At 65.4% G+C, this 18,645-nt stretch carries 28 protein-coding genes and 1 pseudogene; 19 read left to right on the plus strand and 10 right to left on the minus strand.

Annotation, left to right across the window (positions count from 1 at the left end):
• The first annotated feature begins 14 nt into the window (after window positions 1-14).
• From Q7I88_RS07595 to Q7I88_RS07610, 4 genes are all read left to right on the plus strand, one after another.
• A complete protein-coding gene (locus Q7I88_RS07595) occupies window positions 15-638 on the plus strand; it encodes a cation efflux transmembrane domain-containing protein (protein ID WP_305098436.1) in 624 nt (207 codons plus the stop codon).
• A 246-nt stretch (window positions 639-884) separates the two neighbouring features.
• Complete coding sequence (locus tag Q7I88_RS07600) at window positions 885-1,499, plus strand: hypothetical protein (RefSeq protein ID WP_305098437.1); 615 nt, start codon at window positions 885-887, stop codon at window positions 1,497-1,499.
• A 128-nt stretch (window positions 1,500-1,627) separates the two neighbouring features.
• Window positions 1,628-1,822: a hypothetical protein gene (locus tag Q7I88_RS07605; protein WP_305098438.1), complete on the plus strand. Its 195-nt coding sequence runs from the start codon at window positions 1,628-1,630 to the stop codon at window positions 1,820-1,822.
• Window positions 1,823-1,968: 146 nt separating this feature from the next.
• On the plus strand, window positions 1,969-2,469 hold the full coding sequence (locus tag Q7I88_RS07610) for a hypothetical protein (protein ID WP_369426176.1): 501 nt from the start codon (window positions 1,969-1,971) through the stop codon (window positions 2,467-2,469).
• A 15-nt stretch (window positions 2,470-2,484) separates the two neighbouring features.
• Here Q7I88_RS07610 and Q7I88_RS07615 read toward each other — a convergent pair whose 3' ends face one another.
• Window positions 2,485-2,808, minus strand: coding sequence for an alkylphosphonate utilization protein (locus Q7I88_RS07615; protein ID WP_305098439.1), 324 nt, complete (start codon window positions 2,806-2,808; stop codon window positions 2,485-2,487).
• 5 nt (window positions 2,809-2,813) lie between these two features.
• Between Q7I88_RS07615 and Q7I88_RS07620 the strand changes: the two genes are divergently transcribed.
• From Q7I88_RS07620 to Q7I88_RS07630, 3 genes are all read left to right on the plus strand, one after another.
• On the plus strand, window positions 2,814-3,353 hold the full coding sequence (locus tag Q7I88_RS07620) for a DUF3833 family protein (protein ID WP_305098440.1): 540 nt from the start codon (window positions 2,814-2,816) through the stop codon (window positions 3,351-3,353).
• Between the two features lie 106 nt (window positions 3,354-3,459).
• Window positions 3,460-3,780, plus strand: a complete 321-nt coding sequence (locus Q7I88_RS07625; protein ID WP_305098441.1) for an HPF/RaiA family ribosome-associated protein — start codon at window positions 3,460-3,462, stop codon at window positions 3,778-3,780.
• Window positions 3,780-3,953 carry a hypothetical protein gene (locus tag Q7I88_RS07630; protein WP_305098442.1) on the plus strand — a complete coding sequence of 58 codons (174 nt, stop codon included), beginning with the start codon at window positions 3,780-3,782 and terminating at the stop codon, window positions 3,951-3,953. Before Q7I88_RS07625 ends, Q7I88_RS07630 begins: the two co-directional genes overlap by 1 nt.
• Here the strand turns inward: Q7I88_RS07630 and Q7I88_RS07635 are convergent.
• Window positions 3,950-4,084: a hypothetical protein gene (locus Q7I88_RS07635; protein ID WP_305098443.1), complete on the minus strand. Its 135-nt coding sequence runs from the start codon at window positions 4,082-4,084 to the stop codon at window positions 3,950-3,952. The two genes, Q7I88_RS07630 and Q7I88_RS07635, sit on opposite strands and share 4 nt — an antisense overlap.
• Window positions 4,085-4,399: 315 nt before the next feature.
• Between Q7I88_RS07635 and Q7I88_RS07640 the strand changes: the two genes are divergently transcribed.
• The gene (locus Q7I88_RS07640) at window positions 4,400-4,612 is read left to right on the plus strand and encodes a cold-shock protein (protein WP_305098444.1); all 213 of its coding nucleotides are present in this window, start codon (window positions 4,400-4,402) and stop codon (window positions 4,610-4,612) included.
• 83 nt (window positions 4,613-4,695) lie between these two features.
• Window positions 4,696-4,947 (plus strand): hypothetical protein, encoded by a 252-nt coding sequence (locus Q7I88_RS07645; RefSeq protein WP_305098445.1) that lies wholly within the window; start codon window positions 4,696-4,698, stop codon window positions 4,945-4,947.
• A gap of 54 nt (window positions 4,948-5,001) precedes the next feature.
• Here the strand turns inward: Q7I88_RS07645 and Q7I88_RS07650 are convergent, their stop codons facing one another.
• From Q7I88_RS07650 to Q7I88_RS07660, 3 genes are all read right to left on the minus strand, one after another.
• Window positions 5,002-5,250 carry a hypothetical protein gene (locus Q7I88_RS07650; RefSeq protein ID WP_305098446.1) on the minus strand — a complete coding sequence of 83 codons (249 nt, stop codon included), beginning with the start codon at window positions 5,248-5,250 and terminating at the stop codon, window positions 5,002-5,004.
• Window positions 5,251-5,337: 87 nt separating this feature from the next.
• Window positions 5,338-6,441, minus strand: coding sequence for a potassium channel family protein (locus Q7I88_RS07655; protein WP_305098447.1), 1,104 nt, complete (start codon window positions 6,439-6,441; stop codon window positions 5,338-5,340).
• Between the two features lie 55 nt (window positions 6,442-6,496).
• Complete coding sequence (locus tag Q7I88_RS07660; RefSeq protein WP_305098448.1) at window positions 6,497-7,234, minus strand: SpoIIAA family protein; 738 nt, start codon at window positions 7,232-7,234, stop codon at window positions 6,497-6,499.
• 188 nt (window positions 7,235-7,422) lie between these two features.
• On the opposite strand from Q7I88_RS07660, the gene Q7I88_RS07665 reads away from it, so the two are divergent.
• Both Q7I88_RS07665 and Q7I88_RS07670 read left to right on the plus strand, forming a co-directional pair.
• Window positions 7,423-8,976 (plus strand): hypothetical protein, encoded by a 1,554-nt coding sequence (locus tag Q7I88_RS07665; protein ID WP_305098449.1) that lies wholly within the window; start codon window positions 7,423-7,425, stop codon window positions 8,974-8,976.
• Window positions 8,966-9,583, plus strand: a complete 618-nt coding sequence (locus tag Q7I88_RS07670) for a hypothetical protein (protein WP_305098450.1) — start codon at window positions 8,966-8,968, stop codon at window positions 9,581-9,583. Before Q7I88_RS07665 ends, Q7I88_RS07670 begins: the two co-directional genes overlap by 11 nt.
• A 6-nt stretch (window positions 9,584-9,589) precedes the next feature.
• Here the strand turns inward: Q7I88_RS07670 and Q7I88_RS07675 are convergent, their stop codons facing one another.
• Window positions 9,590-10,123 carry a hypothetical protein gene (locus tag Q7I88_RS07675; protein WP_305098451.1) on the minus strand — a complete coding sequence of 178 codons (534 nt, stop codon included), beginning with the start codon at window positions 10,121-10,123 and terminating at the stop codon, window positions 9,590-9,592.
• 106 nt (window positions 10,124-10,229) lie between these two features.
• Between Q7I88_RS07675 and Q7I88_RS07680 the strand changes: the two genes are divergently transcribed.
• A complete protein-coding gene (locus Q7I88_RS07680; protein WP_305098452.1) occupies window positions 10,230-10,724 on the plus strand; it encodes a COG3650 family protein in 495 nt (164 codons plus the stop codon).
• Window positions 10,725-10,738: 14 nt separating this feature from the next.
• Window positions 10,739-11,527 carry a DODA-type extradiol aromatic ring-opening family dioxygenase gene (locus tag Q7I88_RS07685; protein WP_305098577.1) on the plus strand — a complete coding sequence of 263 codons (789 nt, stop codon included), beginning with the start codon at window positions 10,739-10,741 and terminating at the stop codon, window positions 11,525-11,527.
• On the opposite strand, the pseudogene Q7I88_RS07690 reads toward Q7I88_RS07685, so the two are convergent.
• Window positions 11,524-11,852 (minus strand): annotated as a pseudogene (locus Q7I88_RS07690) (Mpo1-like protein). The gene Q7I88_RS07685 and the pseudogene Q7I88_RS07690 overlap by 4 nt on opposite strands.
• 136 nt (window positions 11,853-11,988) lie before the next feature.
• Between Q7I88_RS07690 and Q7I88_RS07695 the strand changes: the two are divergent.
• The 4 genes from Q7I88_RS07695 (at window position 11,989) to Q7I88_RS07710 (ending at window position 15,360) form a co-directional block, all read left to right on the plus strand.
• The gene (locus Q7I88_RS07695) at window positions 11,989-12,849 is read left to right on the plus strand and encodes a cupin-like domain-containing protein (protein ID WP_305098453.1); all 861 of its coding nucleotides are present in this window, start codon (window positions 11,989-11,991) and stop codon (window positions 12,847-12,849) included.
• Between the two features lie 145 nt (window positions 12,850-12,994).
• The gene (locus Q7I88_RS07700) at window positions 12,995-13,606 is read left to right on the plus strand and encodes a YbhB/YbcL family Raf kinase inhibitor-like protein (RefSeq protein ID WP_305098454.1); all 612 of its coding nucleotides are present in this window, start codon (window positions 12,995-12,997) and stop codon (window positions 13,604-13,606) included.
• A 38-nt stretch (window positions 13,607-13,644) separates the two neighbouring features.
• On the plus strand, window positions 13,645-13,893 hold the full coding sequence (locus Q7I88_RS07705) for an SWIB/MDM2 domain-containing protein (RefSeq protein WP_305098455.1): 249 nt from the start codon (window positions 13,645-13,647) through the stop codon (window positions 13,891-13,893).
• 207 nt (window positions 13,894-14,100) lie between these two features.
• Window positions 14,101-15,360 (plus strand): gallate dioxygenase, encoded by a 1,260-nt coding sequence (locus tag Q7I88_RS07710; protein ID WP_305098456.1) that lies wholly within the window; start codon window positions 14,101-14,103, stop codon window positions 15,358-15,360.
• Here the strand turns inward: Q7I88_RS07710 and Q7I88_RS07715 are convergent.
• The 3 genes from Q7I88_RS07715 to Q7I88_RS07725 are packed head-to-tail and all read right to left on the minus strand — an operon-like array spanning window position 15,357 to window position 16,515.
• The gene (locus Q7I88_RS07715; RefSeq protein WP_305098457.1) at window positions 15,357-15,794 is read right to left on the minus strand and encodes a DoxX family protein; all 438 of its coding nucleotides are present in this window, start codon (window positions 15,792-15,794) and stop codon (window positions 15,357-15,359) included. The two genes, Q7I88_RS07710 and Q7I88_RS07715, sit on opposite strands and share 4 nt — an antisense overlap.
• The gene (locus tag Q7I88_RS07720) at window positions 15,791-16,228 is read right to left on the minus strand and encodes a cupin domain-containing protein (protein WP_305098458.1); all 438 of its coding nucleotides are present in this window, start codon (window positions 16,226-16,228) and stop codon (window positions 15,791-15,793) included. Before Q7I88_RS07720 ends, Q7I88_RS07715 begins: the two co-directional genes overlap by 4 nt.
• Window positions 16,225-16,515: a DUF427 domain-containing protein gene (locus Q7I88_RS07725; RefSeq protein WP_305098459.1), complete on the minus strand. Its 291-nt coding sequence runs from the start codon at window positions 16,513-16,515 to the stop codon at window positions 16,225-16,227. Before Q7I88_RS07725 ends, Q7I88_RS07720 begins: the two co-directional genes overlap by 4 nt.
• 74 nt (window positions 16,516-16,589) lie before the next feature.
• On the opposite strand from Q7I88_RS07725, the gene Q7I88_RS07730 reads away from it, so the two are divergent.
• The gene (locus Q7I88_RS07730) at window positions 16,590-17,387 is read left to right on the plus strand and encodes a DUF72 domain-containing protein (protein WP_305098460.1); all 798 of its coding nucleotides are present in this window, start codon (window positions 16,590-16,592) and stop codon (window positions 17,385-17,387) included.
• On the plus strand, window positions 17,384-18,643 hold the full coding sequence (locus tag Q7I88_RS07735; protein ID WP_439648374.1) for a dipeptidase: 1,260 nt from the start codon (window positions 17,384-17,386) through the stop codon (window positions 18,641-18,643). Before Q7I88_RS07730 ends, Q7I88_RS07735 begins: the two co-directional genes overlap by 4 nt.
• The last annotated feature ends 2 nt before the right edge of the window (window positions 18,644-18,645 follow it).

Here is an 18,645-nt window from a genome sequence, read left to right on the forward strand (position 1 = left end):
GCCACATAGCTCCCATGTCCGCCGACTGCTGCTCCGCCAAGTCGACCACGCTCGAACATCTCGCCCGCCAGCGCGACCAGCGGCGCGTGCTGGTGATCGTGCTCGCGATCAACGCCGCGATGTTCGTGTTCGAGTTCGGCGCAGGCGTGATCGCCGGGTCCACCGCGCTGATGGCCGATGCCAGCGACATGCTCGGCGATGCGCTGGTCTATGCGGTTAGCCTCTATGCCCTCGCGCGGTCGGACCGGTGGAAGGCGGGGGCGGCCACGCTCAAGGGGGTGGTGATCCTTGCGCTCGGCCTCGGCATCGCGGTCAATGTCGCGCTCAAGATCCAGAGCGGCGTGCCGCCGAGCTCCACGCTGATGCTGGCCTTCGGCGCACTGGCGCTCGCCGCCAACCTCGCCTGCCTGCGACTGCTGTGGCGCTTCCGCGCGCACGACGTGAACATGGCGAGCACCTTCGAGTGTTCGCGCAACGACGTGATCGCCAACTGCGGCGTGCTGCTCGCCGCCGCGCTGGTCTGGTGGCTGGCCTCGCCCTGGCCCGACATCGTCATCGGCGGACTGATGGCGCTGGTCTTCCTGCGCAGCGCGCTGCGGGTGATCCGCGCGGCCGCGCCGCAACTGCGGGCGGCCTGAACCTTCAAGGTCGCCACCAGGTCACCAACTTTCCCGGGCCACCGCCCTACCGGGTCACCCCGGACCTGTTCCGGGGGCGGTGCTTCCCTTTCCCGGCATCGCGCGACGCAGCAAGCAAGCACCAGCCCCGGAACAAGTCCGGGGTGACAGGAACAGGGACCCAGGAACCCGGCCGGGCCGCCCGAGACGCCGACGCCCGCAAAAAACACTTTCCTACACGCCCCGGTTTGTGGCCTATCCTGCCCGATGACCCACCAAGGCCCGATCACGCCCGCCGCGTCGTCTGCCCCGGACGCCGCCGATCCCCCCACCGCTGCCGCTCCGCGCTCCGGCGAGCGCTGGACGCCGCCGAAAATGGCCGCGTTCCTGCGCGCGCTCTCGGCCACGCATTCGGTCAGCGCCGCGGCGCGCAGCGTCGGGATGAGCCGCCAGTCGGCCTATCGCCTGCGCAGCCGGCTCAAGGGCCAGGAATTCGATACGGCGTGGAACCAGGCGTTTCACCACAGCTACGACAACCTGGCCCATGCCGCGCTCGAACGCGCGCTCAACGGGATCGAGGTGCCGCACTATTACAAGGGCGAGCTCGTCGGCACCTCGCGCCGCTACGACGAGCGGCTCACCGTCGCGCTGCTCAACATGGTCGGCAGCGCGCAGACCAGCGGGATCGGCAGCCACCAGCCCGCCGCGCTGCGCAGCGGGCAGCGCTTCGCGGCGCTGATCGAGCGCATCGAGGCCGGCGGCGAGAGCGCCGCGGCGGATGCCGAGGCGCGTTCCTTCGCCGATTCCGCGGATCTGTCACCCATGCCGGACCAGCCCGAAATGGCGGATTTGTGCGGTTTCGGGGCAGGCGAGGGTGGGTGACAAGGTGTCGCTTGTGTCAACCTGCCGCTGCGCCCCGATGCGCGCGACCCGCTGCGCGTGCTCCGGGCCGTGCCACCCCCGGAACCGCCGGACTCTTCGTTGATTCCCTTATCGTAAGGAGACGCGAAATGGCGAAGAACACAGGCGAAGGCTATCGCATCGGTTCGGTCGACGACCGCACCCAGGTCAAGAACCCGGCCACCGGCAAATGGACCAAGCGCGACCGTTCCGACGGCGCCGACGCGGGCGAGTTCATGGACGTCAAGAGCGACGGCGAACCGTTCAAGGGCGTGGCCAAGGAAAGCGACGGGCGGCGCAGCTAGGCGCCCGCCGTGGGTGCGGCAGGATTAGCAAATGCTCATTTTCACCCTTGCCCCGGGTGGCCCCGATACCCATACTGCAGACACGAAACCGGCGCGCCGCAGCGCTATCCATAATACCGGCGCCAGGCCGGAAACGGGTCTTGCACGTGAGTTCCATGAATGGCGCGCCGTTCTCGCAAGAGGACCGCGATACGCTCATCGATAACCTGCACCAGCTCGCCCGCCGCGTGGCGGAGCTCGAGGCGCGCGCGGCCAGCGATCCCGGCGCGCCGCGTTCGCTCGGCTTCAGCGACGAGAAGCTGCGCATGATCGCCGGCTCGATCTATCGCTCGCGGCAGTTCCGCTCGCGCTATTTCGATGCCGATCTGTTCGCCGAGCCGGCCTGGGACATGATGCTCGACCTGTTCATCAATCGCGTGATCGGGCGGCGGACCTCGACCAGCAGCCTGTGCCTCGCCGCGAACGTGCCCCAGGCGACCGGGCTGAGGTGGATCGCCGTGCTGCAGAAGAAGAACCTGCTGCGCCGCTTCGGCGCGCCCGAGGACGCGCGGCTCAAGCTGGTCGAGCTCACCGCCGACGGCTTTCAGCTCATGCGCCGCTTCCTCAGCGACAGCGTCACCCGCTTCGACATGCCGATGCCCGATTGATCCGCGGGCGCCGGCTCACCGCTTCTTCACGAACTCCGCCCGCAGCACCAGGCCCTTGATGCCTTCGAAGCGGCAGTCGATCTCCTGCGGATCGCCGGTCAGCCGAATCGACTTGATCAGCGTGCCCTGCTTGAGCGTGCGCCCCGCGCCCTTGACCTCGAGGTTCTTGATCAGCGTCACCTGATCGCCGTCGGCCAGCAGGTTGCCGACCGCGTCGCGCACCTCGACCGTGTCGGCCGCGTTCTCGGCCTGCTCGCGGGCGGACTGCTTGGCGGCCAACTCGGACGCCGGCATCCACTCGCCGCTGTCCTCGTCATAGACGTAATCGTCGTCGGGCATTACCAGTGGTCCTCGCATCGTTCGAAGGACCGCATATCACACTTCGCCCCAGCCGCATCGCCCCGCTCGCCGTTCTCGCCGCGCTCCTCCTCGCGGCGCCGGCCCAGGCCGCTCCGCCGGCCGCCACGGCGTTCGATCCCCTGGCGTTCTTCACCGGACGCACCACCGGGGAGGGACGGCTGAAGAAAGTGCTCTCGCCCTCGCAGGCCACTCACGTCGAGAGCTTCGGCAAAGTCGACAAGGACGGCGTCCTGGTGCTCGACCAGACGGTCGAGATCGAGGGCGACAAGGACCGGGTGCGGCAGTGGCGCCTGCACAAGGTCGCGCCGGGCCGCTACGAAGGGACGCTGAGCGACGCCAAGGGGCCGGTGGTGGCGACGCTCGAGCGCGGCGTGCTGCACATTGCCTACAGCGACAAGGACGGCTTCCCCTTCCGCCAGAAGCTGACCCTGGCGCCCGGCGGGCAGCAGGCGCACAATGTGATGAAGGTCCGCCGCTTCGGCCTGACCGTGGCGACGATCGACGAGACCATCACCCGCGACTGAAGCGCGCGCCGGGCGCGACCGGACGCTTCTCGTGGCGCATTCCGGGTGCGGCTGCTACACCGCACCCGACTAGGGCCGATCACCGGCCAGGAGCGCATTCCCGACCATGGACATACATTTCAATACCGACAGCAGCGTCATGGGCACCGAAGACGTCGCATCGCGCATCGCGGCGCAAGTGCGCGGCAGCCTCGCTCGGTTCGCCCAGCGGCTGACCAATGTCGAAGTCTATGTCGTCGACGTCAACGGCGCCAAGGGCGGTGCCGACGACAAGCAGTGCAAGATCGAGGCCCGTCCGCGCGGCGAGGAACCGGTTGTCGTCACCGCCGAGGCCAGCGACGTCGATTCCGCGGCGCGCAAGGCCGGGGCCAAGATGCTCTCGCTGCTCGACAGTCACTTCGGCAAGACCGACCGGCACCAGCGCTAATGGCTGATCTCTACCTCAAGGCGCTGCACTCGGAACGCAAGTCGCTGTGGGCGACCTGCCGCCTCAAGGGCCTGCCGAAAGACAGCAACGAGCGGCGGCGGATTGCCGATCTCGACGCGGCGATCGCCGCGCAGGAAGCACGGCAGAAGGGCCGCAAGGGGCTCGAGCCCTAACGGTTCTTCATGTTCTCCAGCCCCTTGATCCCGCCGGGCTTGAGGCTGGGCTGGCTGGCGTTCTGTTTCGGCGGCTTTTCCGCTTTCGGCTTGCGCACTTCGCGGTTCGACTTCTTCTGGCTCTTGGCCATGGTCTTTTTCCATCGGGGCGGGTGCCCCGCATCGCCCTAGGCCCCTTCGCGGGCAAAAGCCCGTCATTTCGCCGGCGGTCTGACGGGCAGCGCATAGCGTGCCTGCGAGCAATGATTAGGCGTATCGGCGCAGCCGTGCTATTGCCGCTGCGCTGACGTCGAAATTTGCGACGGACTTCGGCTTTTGACGACCGCCATCGGCCTTGCCCCTGGCGCAAACCAGACGACGACTTCCTTTCATTTGACGATTTGACGCACGACCCCTGGCGCCTGTCGCGTCAGGGCAAACAACCTCGTTTCTTGAAAGGAAACACCATGGCCAAGACTGGCACCGTGAAATTCTTCAACACCGACAAGGGCTACGGCTTCATCCAGCCCGACGACGGCTCGGCCGACAGCTTCGTGCACATCACCGCCGTCCAGGCGGCCGGCATGCAGTCGCTCGATAAGGACCAGCGCCTCAACTACGACGTCGAGATGGGCCGCAACGGCAAGGAAAGCGCAATCAACCTTTCCTCCGCCGACTGATCTTCGGTGACTCTCCCCCGCGGCTCATCGCCAGGTGAGCGCGGGGGAGGGGCCTGATCCCGTCAACCAGGAGGAGCCCACCGATGAGTCAGACGTTCGAATTCTACGACCAGCAGGCCAACAAGGCCGCTACCGAAGCCAGCGAAGCGACGCTCGACAACGTCCGCGAACGCAACCTGCGCGCCGAGCGGACCTGGCGCGCGCTGGCCGATCAGGCCCGCAAGGTCCTCGTTGACCGAAAAAAGGCCGAGGTCGAGCGGGCTGAACGCCGCGAACGCGAAGCCGACGAAGAAGCCGCCCGCCGCGCCCGCTATGAAATCGGCGAGGGTCGCTGACGGCAGGCCGGCTGGCCCAGGCCGACCCACGAAGTTCGCTGCTCCGGGCGGAGTTCAGGGATCCTCGCTCGGGGCGTTGGGATTGTCCTGCCCCTCGACCTCATTATCGCCGAGTTGTCCGTGGCCGTGATAGGCCGCGTTGCTTTGCCCGCCGTGAAATTTCTTGTCGGCGTGCTCCGGTTCGTAAGGTCCCCCGCCACCCGCGCCGCGCTCCTCTTCGGGAACGAGACTCTCCGGCTCGTTCGTGCGATCTTGCCCGGTAACGGCTTGCGTGGGATGTTTGGCGCGCTTGTTGTCTGTCACGAGGTTTCTCCTTGCGGCTGCAACGGGCCGGCCTCGTCCCCGTTCCGGCTCACCGCAGTCACCTGAGTTTCCCCTGTGCGGATCAGGTCAGTCCGCGCGACCCTCGTCGAGGTGCCCCCGCTCGGCCGGGACCGCGAAGACTGTCCCCGCCTCGACCCTGTCTCCGCGCAGGACAAGGACCACCCGGTCGCCCGTTTCGATCGTGAAGTCGCCGGGTGGGTGCGGGAATACGGGGCCGCTCGGACGGTCGATCTGGACTATGAAGAATGCTCCGCCGCCGCGCGCTTCCGCCTCGGCCACGGTCTTGCCGGTCAGCGATCCGCCGTCCGCCGCTGCGGCGACTTCGATCTCGAGTCCGAAATCTTCGAGACTGCGGCGCAGTTCCTGCAGTCGGGGCGACTTTTCGATCAGCCGGTCGGTGTGCGGATAGAGGATCCGCTCGGCGATGTGTTCGGCACCGATGTGGGTCGGCATCACCACCTTGTTCGCCCCGGCATGAATGAGCTTGTTTTCGGTGGTCGGCGCCTCGCCGCGGGCGATGATCTCGATCGCCGTGTTGAGGCTGCGCGCCGAAAGCGTGATGAACACGTTGGCCGCATCGTTGGGCAACACGCTGGCGAGAACCTTTGCGCGGTCGATCCCCGCCTCCTTGAGCGCATCTTCCTCGGTCGCATCGGCCTGGATGACAAGATAGCCAAGTCCACGCGCTTCGGCGACCTTGGCCGGGTCGCGCTCGATCACCACGAAAGGGCTCTTCGCCGTGTGCAGCTGGGCAGCCAGACGGTATCCGATCCGCCCTAGCCCGCAGATGATGGTGTGCCGGGACAGATTGTGGATCTCGTTGTGCATGCGATTCAATCCCAGAAGACGAGTGACCTGATAGTGCGTGAAAGCCTGGACCAACGCGCCGGTGAGCACGATCATGCCGGTACAGCCGAGAATAATCGTGGCGATGTCGAGCGCCCGGAGCCAGGCCGTGTCGATCGGGTGTACTTCGCCATAACCGACCGAGAAGATCGTCAGCGTGACCATGTAGAACGCGTCGGACCAGGTCCAGCCCGAGAGTACGAAGCCGGTCGTGGCAAGCGCCCAGACAGCGGCTACGAAAGCGAGCGCGGCGCCGAGGTTGCGCAAGGGCGACCCGAGCGCTCCTTCGAACAGTTGCTCCGCAGCGCCTTCCGCCCTGTCCATCTGGCGCTCCCTCCGGCCGGAAATTCTGCTTTGCCCCGCCGGGCTTGTCTTGCGCCTAGCGCTTGATCCAGCTCTTGGCATCCTCGATCGCGTCGAGCCCGAAGACTTCGACCTCGAGAGGCATCAGCGGTGAGAACAGCCGCGCGGCCTTGGCCATCCACCCGATATCGGTGACCAGCGCCATCCGCGTGAAGGTGTTCCAGTGGCTCAACCCGAGCCGAAGATCGGCCCAGGCGGCGTCTCCGGTATAGGTCGCGTATTCCTCGCCCAGCACGATCAGGCACTTGAGTTTGTCGTGGGTCTTTAGCCGCTCCTCGACCATCGGCATCAATGTATCGCGGTAATCGTCGCCGGTGATCACCCCGACCGCCCGCAAGGCGATAACGTCGCGCGGGAGACCTTCGATCTCCTCGAAGTGGCCCGAATCGTCCCCTTCGGCGCGGGCCCAAGCCTGCGCTTCCGCCAGCTTGCCGGCGGGAAAGCGGCGAATGCGCGCGGCGACGAAGTGATCGGCAATTTCCGGCGCGAACGCGAGCAGCGGAGAATCGCCGACGATGGCGACCTTGCGCACGACTTTCTGGTGCACCTGCACGAAGTGGAAATGACGAGCCAGTGCGCCGATGCTGTCCCAATGCGGCAACCCGTCGACGCGTATGACCAGATTCGGCACCCGGTCGGTTTCGTTGATTCGCTCGTCGATGGCTTTGGCGAGATTGGTAAAGTCCTCTTCGCTCAGCCGGCCATGCGGGCGCAGCGTCACGATTTCGGAGTCCGACAGGTCGATTTCGATCATCGCCAGGTCCTTTCAGATGCGCACTGATCCGAGATCGACTTACGCCTCGGCGGGTGAGCCTGTCAAAGCTCGCTGCATCCGCACGCACGGACGGAAGCGGAGGTCGGACCTGACGCTTGCGCGCGGCTGCACCTGCGCTAACTTCCTTGCGGGAGAGGATAATTCGGGAGTCGCGGAATGAGGAAGCTGTGGCAACTCGCGGTGCTGGGCGGGCGCTGTTTGCCGGCGCGGGGCCTGCTCATGCCGAGTGGCTGGAATCGCAGAGCGCACACTTCGTTGTCTATGCGGATGACGACGAGGAAGACATCCGCCAGTTTTCGACCCGGCTCGAACTCTACCACTCGGCCTTGGAACTCGTCACCGGAACCCACAAGCCGGCGCCCAGCCCGTCCAACCGGGTGACCGTCTATGTCGTCAAGAACGAACGCGAGGTGCGCCGCTTGGCTGGCGAGAAAGCAAACAACATCGCCGGCTTCTACATTCCCCGGGCCGGTGGTTCGGTCGCATTCGTTCCCGCCGTCAGGATGAATAACGGCGACGAAGATTTCTCCATGATCGTGCTGTTGCACGAATACGCCCACCACTTCCTCATTTCCAATTCCAGCTTCCCGACGCCGCGCTGGCTCAACGAGGGAGGCGCGGAATTCTTCGCCAGTTCCGAGTTTCCCAAGGACGGCGGCGTTCGCCTCGGCATGCCGGCGATGCACCGAGTGGACGAAATCTTCTACGCCCGGGACGTGCGGGCGCACGACTTGCTCGATCCGGAGCATTACGCGGACGGCAAGAACAGCGGTTATGACGCATTCTACGGCAAGTCATGGCTACTCTATCATTTTCTGACAATGAATCCGGAGCGCGGCGGACAACTGCGGCAATACGTCAGCCTGCTGGCCAACGGCGTCGATTCGGTGTCGGCCGGTGAACAGGCCTTCGGCGATCTGAAACAGCTCGAGAAGGATCTCGACAAATACACCCGCCAGCGGCTGTACACCGCGATTGTTCCGCCCGACAAATTGCCCATCGGCAAAGTCGCCGTGCGCAAAGTCTCGCCCGGCGAGGCCGAGATTCTGCCGGTCCGCATGCGCTCCAAGCGCGGTGTCGACAGCGAGACAGCGCCCGGACTTCTGGCCGAAGCGCGCGAGATTGCAGCTCGCTACCCCGAGAATCCGGCAGTCCTGTCGGAACTTGCCGAGGCCGAATTCGACGCGGGCAACGACGACGGGGCAATCGCGGCAGCGGACCGGGCTCTGGCCGTCGACCCTTCGGCGAAGAACGCGCTCGTTCAAAAGGGCTATGCCTTGTTTCGCAAGGCGGAAGCTGCCGACGCCGAAGCCGCGGATGCCGCCTTCGCCGCAGCCATGCAGCCCTTCGTAAAGCTCAACCACCTCGAGAACGACAACCCTTTGCCGCTGATCTACAATTTTCGCAGCTTCGCGGAGCGCGGCGTGAAGCCCGACGAGAACGCGGTTCACGGCCTGGAACGAGCCACCCAATTGGCGCCATTCGATCTCGGCCTACGACTTGAACTGGCCGGCTACGAACTGGCCACCGGCGACCTCAAGCGGGCGCGCTACAATCTCATCCCGGTGGCCTACAACCCGCACGGGGGCACGCGCGCCGAGGCGGCCCGAGCGGTCATCGATCGGATAGACGGCGGCGAAACCGAAATCTCGACCTTGCAGACTCTGCTATATTCCGCCTCCAGTGCGGACGATGGAGAAGGTGAGGGCGATGGCGCTTAAGACGCGCCTCTTGTCGGCCGCCGCTCTGCTTGCGCTCGCGGCTTGCGGCTCGCAAACCGACGAAGATCGATCGACAAAGGATCAGGCGCCGGCCGGCCAGCTGGCGCCGACGGGCGACGCCCTGGCGCTGCGGCTCGATACGCTCGATGCTGCAGTCATGAAATGGCAGACGGCGACCGATCTTGTCACCGCTCACGCGGCGGCGGAGGAGGTGCGCAACCTCGTCGTCGGTCCGGCCGGCCCGATCTACGACGATGCCGACCGTGACGGCGAGGTCGCGGGCGCGAGCGACGAGGGTTTGCTACCGGGCACGAGGGGGCAAGTGGCACTGGTCGCGGGCGAAGCCGATCGCTGCCTGTTGCAGAATGTGCTTGGCGGAAGCTGGACCGATCCCGGTGCGCGCTGGGCGCAGGCACTGATTGCTTTCGACAGCTGGCGACCTGGCAACGACGCGATATCCTCGCTTCCCAGCCCGACCATGCGCCTCGTCGGCTGGGCGACGCTTGGGCTTGAGTCGCTGCGTATCGACGCCAGTCGTGATTTCGCCCAGCAAGCGGCCCACGAACTGCAGAGCGTGCGGCGTGCGATAGAGGGCTGCGCCGCCTAGAAGAGCTCAGAAGGATTCCGTTTCGATCGCGGGGACCTGCTGGAAGGCCAGGGGATCCGTCCGGTCCACGTGCGGCGCATCGGGCGCCGCCGGCGCGATCTGTTCGGGCCTTGGCACTTGCGCCGCTTCGGCGGCGTCCTTGGCCGCCTCCGCGGCGCGCTCCGCGGCGCGATCGATGCTGCTGCCGACGTGGACAGTGACGTGCGGGTCGCCGTAGTTTGCCTCGAGCGGTTCGGGAGCACTGGCGTAGTCGGCTTCCTGCCAAGTCTCGGCTGGCAAGGGTGCTACGTCCTGCGGCGGGTAGTACTCGAAACTGTAATCGAGGTCGGGGCGATAGCTGACGCCTCTCGGATTGAGGTCCTGCGGTCCGGCTTCGTAGATCGGCCGGTAAGGCTCGATCCGGTCGGCGTGTTCGATGACCGACGCCGGCAAGATCTGCGACCGGTGAAACTTCATTTCCGGATGCGAAGCCTTGCCCCCGACGAAGCCGAGCAGCATTCCGGCGGGAACGAGCGCGGCGAAAGCGTACAGGGGTTTCATCAAGGCGACTCCGATTGCCCCATCCACAGGACAAATGCGCGCCCACCATCGAGGTTCCGCACGTCAAACCCTTTGCGAAACCGCCCCACCGTCCTAGGTTCGGACCATGACCACACCCCTTTGCCTCGTAGCCGTTTTGGCACCTGCGTTTCTTCTCGCCGCTTGTGGCAGTTCGGACGCTTCAAGCGAATCCGCCGTCCAAGATGAGACGTCGACCGCACTGGACGGGGCCGCTGCGCCAGGCGATCCGGGCGACAATGCGCCCTATAACGGCATTGCTGCCGACGAGACGGTCAAGTTCACGGGGACCGAGCCCTTCTGGGGCGGCGAGGTCACCGGCGAAACGTTAACCTACTCGACGCCCGAGGACCAGGAAGGCGCGACGTTCACGGTGCAGCGCTTTGGCGGACGCGGCGGGCTGTCCTACTCGGGCGAGTACAAAGGCATGCCCTTCACACTGGGCATCACCCCCGGCGATTGCAGCGACGGGATGAGCGATCGGACTTACCCGTTCAACGCGACACTCCAGGTGCTCGGCCAGCTTCGCACCGGCTGCGCCTACACCGACAAGCGGCCGCCGATCGAACCGGCCCGTCCGTGAGCGCCACGACCGACATTCGCCAGCCCGCGCTGTTCATTCCGCACGGCGGCGGGCCCTGGCCGTGGATGCGCGACATGCGCCCGATGTGGCATGGCCTTGAAGGTTACCTCGCAAACCTGCCCGCGACGCTGCCCGAGCCGCCGCGGGCGATCCTGATTGTCTCGGGCCACTGGGAGGCGCCGGCTTTCACGGTCACTGCGGGCGAGGACCACCCCGGGCTGCTCTACGACTATTACGGTTTTCCGCCGTCCACTTACGATATCCAGTGGCCTGCACCCGGCGCACCGTGGCTGGCCGAGCGAGCGGAGGGTCTGCTTGCCGAAGCCGCCCTGCCGACGGCGCGAGAGACTCAGCGCGGCTTCGACCACGGGGTGTTCGTGCCGCTGGCCGTGGCCTGGCCGCAAGCCGATGTGCCGGTGGTGCAGCTGAGCCTTCACCAATCGCTCGATCCTGCGCTGCATCTCGCCGCGGGGCACGCATTGGCGCCCTTACGCAACGAGGGTGTGCTAGTGCTCGGCTCGGGGATGAGCTTCCACAACCTGCGCGCTTACGGCAACCCGGCTGTCACCGCACCGGCGGCGGAGTTCGATCGCTGGCTGGTCGATGCCGCAGGGCGCGATGGCGAGGGGCGCCGCGGCCTGCTCGCTCACTGGCAACAGGCGCCTTATGCGCAGGTATGCCACCCGCGGCCCGAGCACCTCTTGCCCTTGATGGTTGCAGCCGGCGCGTCGGAGGAGCCCGGCACGCACGATTTCGGTGAGGAAGTCCTGGCCGCCGCAGTGTCGGGCTTCCGCTTCGCCTAGCGTATGCCAGCGCGCTCCAGCTCCGGCCCAAGCCGTCCGGTCAGCCATAGCGCCCACATGCGGAAATCGGCGGCAAGGCTCCACAGCGGGTAAGTGAAGGTGGCCGGATGGTTCTTCTCGACGCCGAAATGGCCGATCCATGCGAACAGGTAGCCGAGAACGAGGATCGTCGGGAGCCACGGCCACCGGCCGGTAACCACAAGGAATAGACCAGTAGGACGACCAGGGTCGTGCCCAGATAATGCAGCGCGCGCGTCTGCGGACGCGAATGCTCGCGCAGGTAATGCGGCCAGAAGGCAGAGAAGGTAGTGAATTCGCGTGCCACGGCGCGAAGCTGCATCGTCGCTTCGGCGCAGTCAATCGCTCAACGCCTCGCGAAATTGTCCCGCACGGGGACACGCACACAACCCGCGTGGCCGAGGTTATTTTCCCTTTACCTTGCCAGGCGTAATTCCCCGCGCATGCACCAGCAGGCCTTCACCCAGAGCGCGCTCGCCGATTTCGCTTCGGCCTATCCGCTCGTCCCGCAGCATCTGACCCACACCATTGCCAGGCACCCCTTGCTCGAGCTCGATGCGCTTGCCGATCTTGCCGACCGCCTGCGCCCCGAAACGCTCGAGCACAATGCCGCGGTCGGCCTCAGGTTGGGCATCGGTTACGACGAGACGCCGTCCAACGGTCTCGGTGTGCGCGAGACGATCGAGCGGATCAACGAATGCGGTTCGTGGGTGCTGCTCAAGTACGTCGAGCAGGACCCGGCCTATGCCAGGCTGATGCGCGATGTCCTGTCCGAGATCGAGCCCTTGGTCGCGCCCAAGACCGGCAAGATGTTCCGTTTCGAAGGTTTCATCTTCGTCTCGAGCCCGGACGCCGTGACTCCGCTGCATTTCGATCCCGAATACAACATCCTGTTCCAGGCGCGCGGCAGCAAGACGATGACCCTGTTTCCCGCCGCCGACCCCGACATCATCGGCGATCCGTTCTTCGAGCAGTATTTTTCCGGCGGGCCGCGCAATCTACCGTGGCAGGACGATTGGGCGGCGCGCGGGAAGGCGATCTCGATTGCCCCCGGAGAGGCAATTTACGTCCCGATCCTCGCCCCGCACCACGTCAAAGTGCACGGGGACGTCTCGGTCTCGCTGTCGATCACCTGGCGAAGCGAATGGAGTTGCCACCATGCCGACGCCTGCCGCTTCAACCGGCGCTTGCGCAAGATCGGCCTGCGCCCAGCCTCGCCCCGGCTCTATCCGCAGAACAACCGCGCAAAATCGTACTCACACCGCGCGCTGAGCAAGCTCGAACGGATGCTCGGCGCGGCCTGAGGCGCCGGCTTCGCCCGTTGCGGGCGACGGAGCCGGCGGCTTTCCTCCATACGCGGCCCTATTGCGGGCGGAGCACAACTTGTTGGTCCCGCGGTTGCAGTGCGCGCCGGGGCTGCCTAGGTCTTTCCGTAAATCAGGAGATATCATGGCTGCAGACGTACCCGAATGGCTCGAGCGCATTTTTGACGAACCCCACGCCGGACATGCGAAGCTGGCCGTCGCCCGCCTGGCTGGCGAAGGATTGATCGGCCGGGGCGGTTTTACGCTCGGCTCTCCGGCGTTCAAGAACGGCGCCGAACTCGATCCGTGTTTCACCGCCGACGAAGAAGATGCCGTGGCCCCGCCGCTCGAGTGGAGCACACCGCCCGCCGGGGCGCAGGAGCTCGTTCTGATCGTCGAGGATCCGGACGCCGCGAGTGCAGAAAGCGCTTGCCATTGGCTGGTCTGGGGGCTGCGACCCCAGCAAGGCATGCTGCTTGAGGGCGAAACCCCGCCCCGGGTCGGCAAGAACTCGCACCAGAACTCCGAATGGCTGCTGCCGAGCGTGCCCGACGGTGACAGCGCGCACGAATATGTCTTCCAGCTTTTTGCGCTCGATACTGGCGTTCCGCTGATGCCCGGAGCCTCGCGTGCGGACCTGCTCGCCGAGATGAAGGGCCACGTTCTTGCCGCCGCGGTGCTTACCGGAAAGTACCAAGGCCAAGAAAATGGGGAAGAATGGGGGGAGGAATGGGACGATACGGATGAAATGCACTAAGCAACCACCACCGAATCATTACCTGAAAGGATAGGCCGATGGCCAAGAACAACGCATTGCAGAAGCCCGTGACCCTGTCGCCGCAGCTCGAGGCCGTCGTCGGCAAGGGCCCGATGACCCGCGCCCAGGTGACCAGCAAGGTCTGGGAGCACATCAAGGCGAACAATCTGCAGGACAGCAAGGACAAGCGCATGATCAACCCCGACGCCAAGCTCGGCGCGGTGATCGGCAACGATCAGATCTCGATGTTCAAGATGACGGCTGCGGTTTCCAAGCACCTCAGCTAAGCGGCGCCGCGGGGCTAGGCTCCGCGACCATACAGGTTCGGAGCGGGCGGGGCTGGTTTGGCATCCCCGCCCGCTTTCGTTCGGATATGCGAATAATTCGCCCACGCGGAAAATTGACTTGTCGCAATGCGGCCCAGCGTGGCATCATGGGATATAATCTGCGGACACGCCGAACGGGCAGTGTCGGTGCATCGAGAGGTCTCTGTCATGGCAACCATCGTCGGCGGCGTCGCCACGTCGCACACTCCGACCATCGCTTTCGCCAAGGATGCGAAGAAATTCGACGACCCCGTGTGGAAGCCGATCTTCGAAGGTTACGAGCCGGTCCAGGCGTGGTTTCACGAGAAGAAGCCCGACGTCCTGGTCTATATCTACAACGACCACATGACGGCCTTCTTCGATCACTACAGCCACTTCGCGCTGGGTGTGGGCGAGGAATTCGGTCCGGCCGACGAAGGCGGCGGTCCGCGCGACATCCCGGCGATCAAGGGCGATCCGGACTTCGCTGCACACGTCGCCCGAGTAATGGTCGCCAACGAATTCGACCTCTCGTACTTCCAGGGCAAGAAGCTCGACCACGGCGCCTTCTCGCCGCTTTCGGTCATGGTCGATTATGACCAGGACGGCTGGGCCTGCAAGCTGCTGCCGATCGTCTGCGGCGTGCTTACCGTACCGCTGCCCAGCGCCCGCCGCTTCTGGAAATTCGGCAAGAGCCTGCGCCAGGCGATCCTGAGCTATCCGAAGGACATCAAGGTGGCGATTGCGGGGACCGGCGGGCTCAGCCACCAGGTCCATGGCGAAGGCTGCGGGTTCAACAATCCCGACTGGGATCACGAATTCATGGAAAGGCTCGAAAAGGATCCCGAAAGCCTGCTCGACCTGCCCATCGCCGAACTGGCCCGCCGCGGCGGCTGGGAAGGCGCCGAAGTCGTCATGTGGATGATGATGCGCGGCGCGCTGTCGGAAGAGGTCGAAGTGACCCACAAGACCTACTTCCTGCCGTCGATGACCCCGATTGCGACGATGATTTTCGAGGAGAAGAGCCACGACGCCCCGGTCGAGGATCCAGCCAAGACGCGGGAGCGCGCGACGTGGGACTATGAGGGCGCGGAGAAGATGGAGGGAACCTATCCCTTCACCATCGAGCGCAGCGTGAAGGGCTTCCGCCTCAATCACTTCCTGCACTCGCTGACCGATCCCGCAGTGCGCAAGCGCTTCAAGGCCGACGAGGAAGCGACGATGGTCGCTGCCGGACTCACGGACGAGGAGCGCAAGCTGGTCCGGACCCGCGACTGGATCGGCATGATCCATTACGGGGTCATCTTCTTCATGCTCGAAAAGCTCGGCGCGGTCACCGGCGTCGGCAACATCGACATCTATGCAGCGATGAAGGGCATGACCGTCCCCGAATTCCAGAAGACCCGCAACGCGCAGATCAACTACGGGGTGGCCGGAAAGGACGACTAGGCGTCGCCTTTTCGGTCGCTACGCGCGCGATTTGCGCGGCCGGGTCGCGCCGGCCATTCGGTTGCCTCTCCGGTCCACAGCGCCAGCCAGATAAGCAGCGGCTGTGCCAGCATCCGCGGCACGTGATAGGCGAGGCCCCAGCCGTGGTCGGGGCGGGCGAGGTCCATCAGCATGTGGTTGACGTTGGCCGGCCAGACGCACAGCGCGTAGAGCGCAAGACCAATGCCGCCGATCTTCCGCAGGCGGCGCGACCACGGTTGGAACAGCGCCGCAGCCCCAGCGAATTCGGCAAGGCCGGTCAGCGCGACCACGGTTTGCGGCATCGGCACCCAGCCAGGCACGATGCGCAGAAACGGGCCTGGCACGGTTAGGTGGAAATATCCGGCGGCGGCGTAGAACCCAGCAAGCAACCCGCGCAGGGCGACGCGGGTCATGCGCCGGGATGCCAGCCAGGCGGTGCCAACGTGAACCCATCGAACTCGAACGCCGGCGACACCACGCACGAGACCAGCGTGTAGCCGTGCTCTCCCGGCAGCGGTGCCGCCGCCTGCCATTGGTGCGGCGGGATGACGTGTTGCGGGGCGTCGCCGCCGAGGACCTCGGGGCCGAGATGTACCTCCGCAACCGGCCCCGCGTCGGTAGCGGACATAGAGAGCAGCAACGGGTCGCCGGCGTGCCACAGCCAGGTCTCGGTCGCGTCGACCCTGTGCCAGTGGCTGCGCTGGTGGCTTTCGAGCAGAAAATAGATCGCGGTTGCCGCCGGTCGCTCACCTTCGGCCGCCGCGGCGCGCCAGGTCTCGCGAAACCAGCCGCCCTCCGGGTGCGGCGCCAGTGCCAACTTTTCGATCAGCGCCTTGGCGTTCGTCATTCCTCCACAATCTCGACCCCGCGCCAGAATGCAATGCGGTCACGCACCTTTTCCGCTTCCGGCTTGGGCTCGGGATAGTACCACGCGGCATCCTCGTTTCGCGCGCCGTCGAGATCGATCGTGTAATAGTGCGCAGTGCCCTTCCACGGACAGACGGTTGTGGTGGGACTCTTGTCGAGCAGCGAGGTGTCGACGTCGCCCTTCGGAAAATAGTGGTTGCCTTCGACCACAACGGTATCGTCGCTGTGCGCAATGACCTGATCGTTCCAGATAGCTTCGATCGCCATGCGAACTCTCCTATTCCGATTCTCGGGCGAAAAACCTTGCAGGACCCGCTTCGGTTCCGGTTAGGATGGAGGCCATGACGATCCGGACCGGCATCGGCGGGTGGACCTACGCGCAATGGCGCGACGGGACGTTCTTTCCCGCCGGCCTGGTGCAGAAGCGCGAACTCCAATTCGCGTCCCGCGCGGTCGGAGCGATTGAAATCAACGGCACGTTCTATCGCCTGCAGAAGCCTGAGTCCTACCGCAAGTGGCGTGACGAGACGTCTGAGGGATTCGTCTTCGCACTCAAGGGTTCGCGCTTCGTCACCAATCGCAAGGAGCTGGCAAGCGCGGGTGAGGCTATCGAGAGCTTCATGAACCAGGGGCTGACCGAACTCGGCGATCGCCTCGGTCCGATCTGCTGGCAACTGGCCACCACCAAGCGCTTCGCGCCAGACGACATCGCGGCGTTCCTGGCGCTGCTGCCGCGCGAGTGGGAGGGGATTGCCATCCGCCACGCCATCGAGGTTGGGCACGAGAGCTTCGCCTGTTCCGAATTCGTCGATCTGGCGCGCGAGGCCCGAGTGGCGATCGTCTGGTCCGACCATCCCGAACGAACGCCCATCGCCGACCGAACGGCCGACTTTGCCTATATGCGGCTACAGGGAATGCGCGCCAAGTGTCCGACCGGCTACGATCAGGACGAACTCGACCGATGGCGCCGGATCTGCCAGAGCTGGGCAAATGGCCACGCCCCCGACGGCCTACCCTACCGCGGCAATCGCGAAGAGAGCCGTGATCGCCCTGGCGACGTGTTCGTTTTCATGATCAACGGGGCCAAGGAACGCGCGCCGGCCGCGGCAATGGCGCTCGCCGACCTGCTGAGAGAATGACGATGAAGCGCTTGATTCCATGTGCGACAGCACTGCTTCTCGCCTCTCCACTTGCCGCCGAAACGCCCGAACAGACGGCGCAAGCGGCTCTGCGCGAGGCGCCGGTGTGGGACGGGCACAACGACGTGCCGGAAGGGCTGCGCAACCGGCGGGGCAATGTTCTGGCCGGATTCGACTTTACCGACACGACGCATGAGCCCGATGCTCGCACCGGCGGCACCAGCGCGATGAACACCGACCTCGCACGCATGGCCCAGGGTCATCTGGGCGCGCAGTTCTGGTCGATTTACGTCCCGGCTACGCTGCCCGAGCCCCAGGCGGTGCTCGAAACGTTAGAACAGATCGACGTCCTCAAGCGCCTGGTGGCGAAATATCCGGATCGCATGATGCTTGCCACCTCCTCTGCCGATGTCGCGGCGGCCTTCGGGCGGGGCAAGGTCGCTTCGCTGATGGGCATCGAAGGCGGGCACTCGATCGGTTCGAGCCTTGGCGTCCTGCGGCAGATGTACGCGCTCGGCGCGCGCTATATGACGTTGACGCATTACCGCAACACGCCCTGGGCCGACAGCGCCGACGATGCACCCCTGCACCACGGATTGACCGACTTCGGCCGCGACGTGGTGCGCGAGATGAACCGGCTCGGCATGGTGGTGGATCTGTCGCACGTCAGCGCCGAAACGATGCGCGATGCCCTGGCGGTGGCCCGAGCGCCGGTTATCTTTAGTCATTCCAATTCCGCCGCCCTCACCAACGATTCGCGCAATGTCCCGGACGATGTGCTCGCGATGCTCAAGGACAACGGCGGTATCGTCATGGTCACGGGCGTGGCCGATTTCGTGAGCGAGGGTCGGCGCGCGTGGCTCGCCGACCAAGCAGCGGAGAAGGCGCGTCTCGAATGGCTGTGGCAGGAACAGCCCGACAAGGTCGCCGCGGAGCTGGAGGCCTGGCAGCAAGAGCATCCCGCGGTCTCGGTCACGGTTGCCGAGCTGGCCGACCACGTCGACCACATCCGCGAGGTTGCCGGGATCGACCACATCGGGGTCGGCGGCGATTACGATGGGTGGTACGCTTTCCCGGTCGGCATGGAGGACGTCAGCGGCTATCCCCAGCTGTTCACCGAACTGGCTCGGCGGGGGTACTCGAAGGCGGATCTCGAAAAGATTTCAAGCGGCAACATGATGCGGGTCATGAAAGCGGCAGAGCGCTATGCGCAGGCGCATAGCGCCGATCCGCCGATCGAGCGCCCGGTCCGCTGAGA

It is taken from the genome of Croceibacterium aestuarii (assembly GCF_030657335.1).
GTDB lineage: Bacteria > Pseudomonadota > Alphaproteobacteria > Sphingomonadales > Sphingomonadaceae > Croceibacterium_B > Croceibacterium_B aestuarii.

What these genes read in the sequence shown, in the direction of transcription:
- Q7I88_RS07625 (WP_305098441.1), top strand. Translation starts at nt 3,460, where the DNA reads ATGGACATACATTTCAATACCGACAGCAGCGTCATGGGCACCGAAGAC.
- Q7I88_RS07725 (WP_305098459.1), bottom strand. Translation starts at nt 16,515, where the DNA reads ATGGCGATCGAAGCTATCTGGAACGATCAGGTCATTGCGCACAGCGAC.
- Q7I88_RS07635 (WP_305098443.1), bottom strand. Translation starts at nt 4,084, where the DNA reads ATGGCCAAGAGCCAGAAGAAGTCGAACCGCGAAGTGCGCAAGCCGAAA.
- Q7I88_RS07700 (WP_305098454.1), top strand. Translation starts at nt 12,995, where the DNA reads ATGGCTGCAGACGTACCCGAATGGCTCGAGCGCATTTTTGACGAACCC.
- Q7I88_RS07695 (WP_305098453.1), top strand. Translation starts at nt 11,989, where the DNA reads ATGCACCAGCAGGCCTTCACCCAGAGCGCGCTCGCCGATTTCGCTTCG.
- Q7I88_RS07600 (WP_305098437.1), top strand. Translation starts at nt 885, where the DNA reads ATGACCCACCAAGGCCCGATCACGCCCGCCGCGTCGTCTGCCCCGGAC.
- Q7I88_RS07660 (WP_305098448.1), bottom strand. Translation starts at nt 7,234, where the DNA reads ATGATCGAAATCGACCTGTCGGACTCCGAAATCGTGACGCTGCGCCCG.
- Q7I88_RS07655 (WP_305098447.1), bottom strand. Translation starts at nt 6,441, where the DNA reads ATGGACAGGGCGGAAGGCGCTGCGGAGCAACTGTTCGAAGGAGCGCTC.
- Q7I88_RS07615 (WP_305098439.1), bottom strand. Translation starts at nt 2,808, where the DNA reads ATGCCCGACGACGATTACGTCTATGACGAGGACAGCGGCGAGTGGATG.
- Q7I88_RS07670 (WP_305098450.1), top strand. Translation starts at nt 8,966, where the DNA reads ATGGCGCTTAAGACGCGCCTCTTGTCGGCCGCCGCTCTGCTTGCGCTC.
- Q7I88_RS07605 (WP_305098438.1), top strand. Translation starts at nt 1,628, where the DNA reads ATGGCGAAGAACACAGGCGAAGGCTATCGCATCGGTTCGGTCGACGAC.
- Q7I88_RS07645 (WP_305098445.1), top strand. Translation starts at nt 4,696, where the DNA reads ATGAGTCAGACGTTCGAATTCTACGACCAGCAGGCCAACAAGGCCGCT.
- Q7I88_RS07720 (WP_305098458.1), bottom strand. Translation starts at nt 16,228, where the DNA reads ATGACGAACGCCAAGGCGCTGATCGAAAAGTTGGCACTGGCGCCGCAC.
- Q7I88_RS07735 (WP_439648374.1), top strand. Translation starts at nt 17,384, where the DNA reads ATGACGATGAAGCGCTTGATTCCATGTGCGACAGCACTGCTTCTCGCC.
- Q7I88_RS07710 (WP_305098456.1), top strand. Translation starts at nt 14,101, where the DNA reads ATGGCAACCATCGTCGGCGGCGTCGCCACGTCGCACACTCCGACCATC.
- Q7I88_RS07715 (WP_305098457.1), bottom strand. Translation starts at nt 15,794, where the DNA reads ATGACCCGCGTCGCCCTGCGCGGGTTGCTTGCTGGGTTCTACGCCGCC.
- Q7I88_RS07705 (WP_305098455.1), top strand. Translation starts at nt 13,645, where the DNA reads ATGGCCAAGAACAACGCATTGCAGAAGCCCGTGACCCTGTCGCCGCAG.
- Q7I88_RS07675 (WP_305098451.1), bottom strand. Translation starts at nt 10,123, where the DNA reads ATGAAACCCCTGTACGCTTTCGCCGCGCTCGTTCCCGCCGGAATGCTG.
- Q7I88_RS07730 (WP_305098460.1), top strand. Translation starts at nt 16,590, where the DNA reads ATGACGATCCGGACCGGCATCGGCGGGTGGACCTACGCGCAATGGCGC.
- Q7I88_RS07680 (WP_305098452.1), top strand. Translation starts at nt 10,230, where the DNA reads ATGACCACACCCCTTTGCCTCGTAGCCGTTTTGGCACCTGCGTTTCTT.
- Q7I88_RS07640 (WP_305098444.1), top strand. Translation starts at nt 4,400, where the DNA reads ATGGCCAAGACTGGCACCGTGAAATTCTTCAACACCGACAAGGGCTAC.
- Q7I88_RS07595 (WP_305098436.1), top strand. Translation starts at nt 15, where the DNA reads ATGTCCGCCGACTGCTGCTCCGCCAAGTCGACCACGCTCGAACATCTC.
- Q7I88_RS07630 (WP_305098442.1), top strand. Translation starts at nt 3,780, where the DNA reads ATGGCTGATCTCTACCTCAAGGCGCTGCACTCGGAACGCAAGTCGCTG.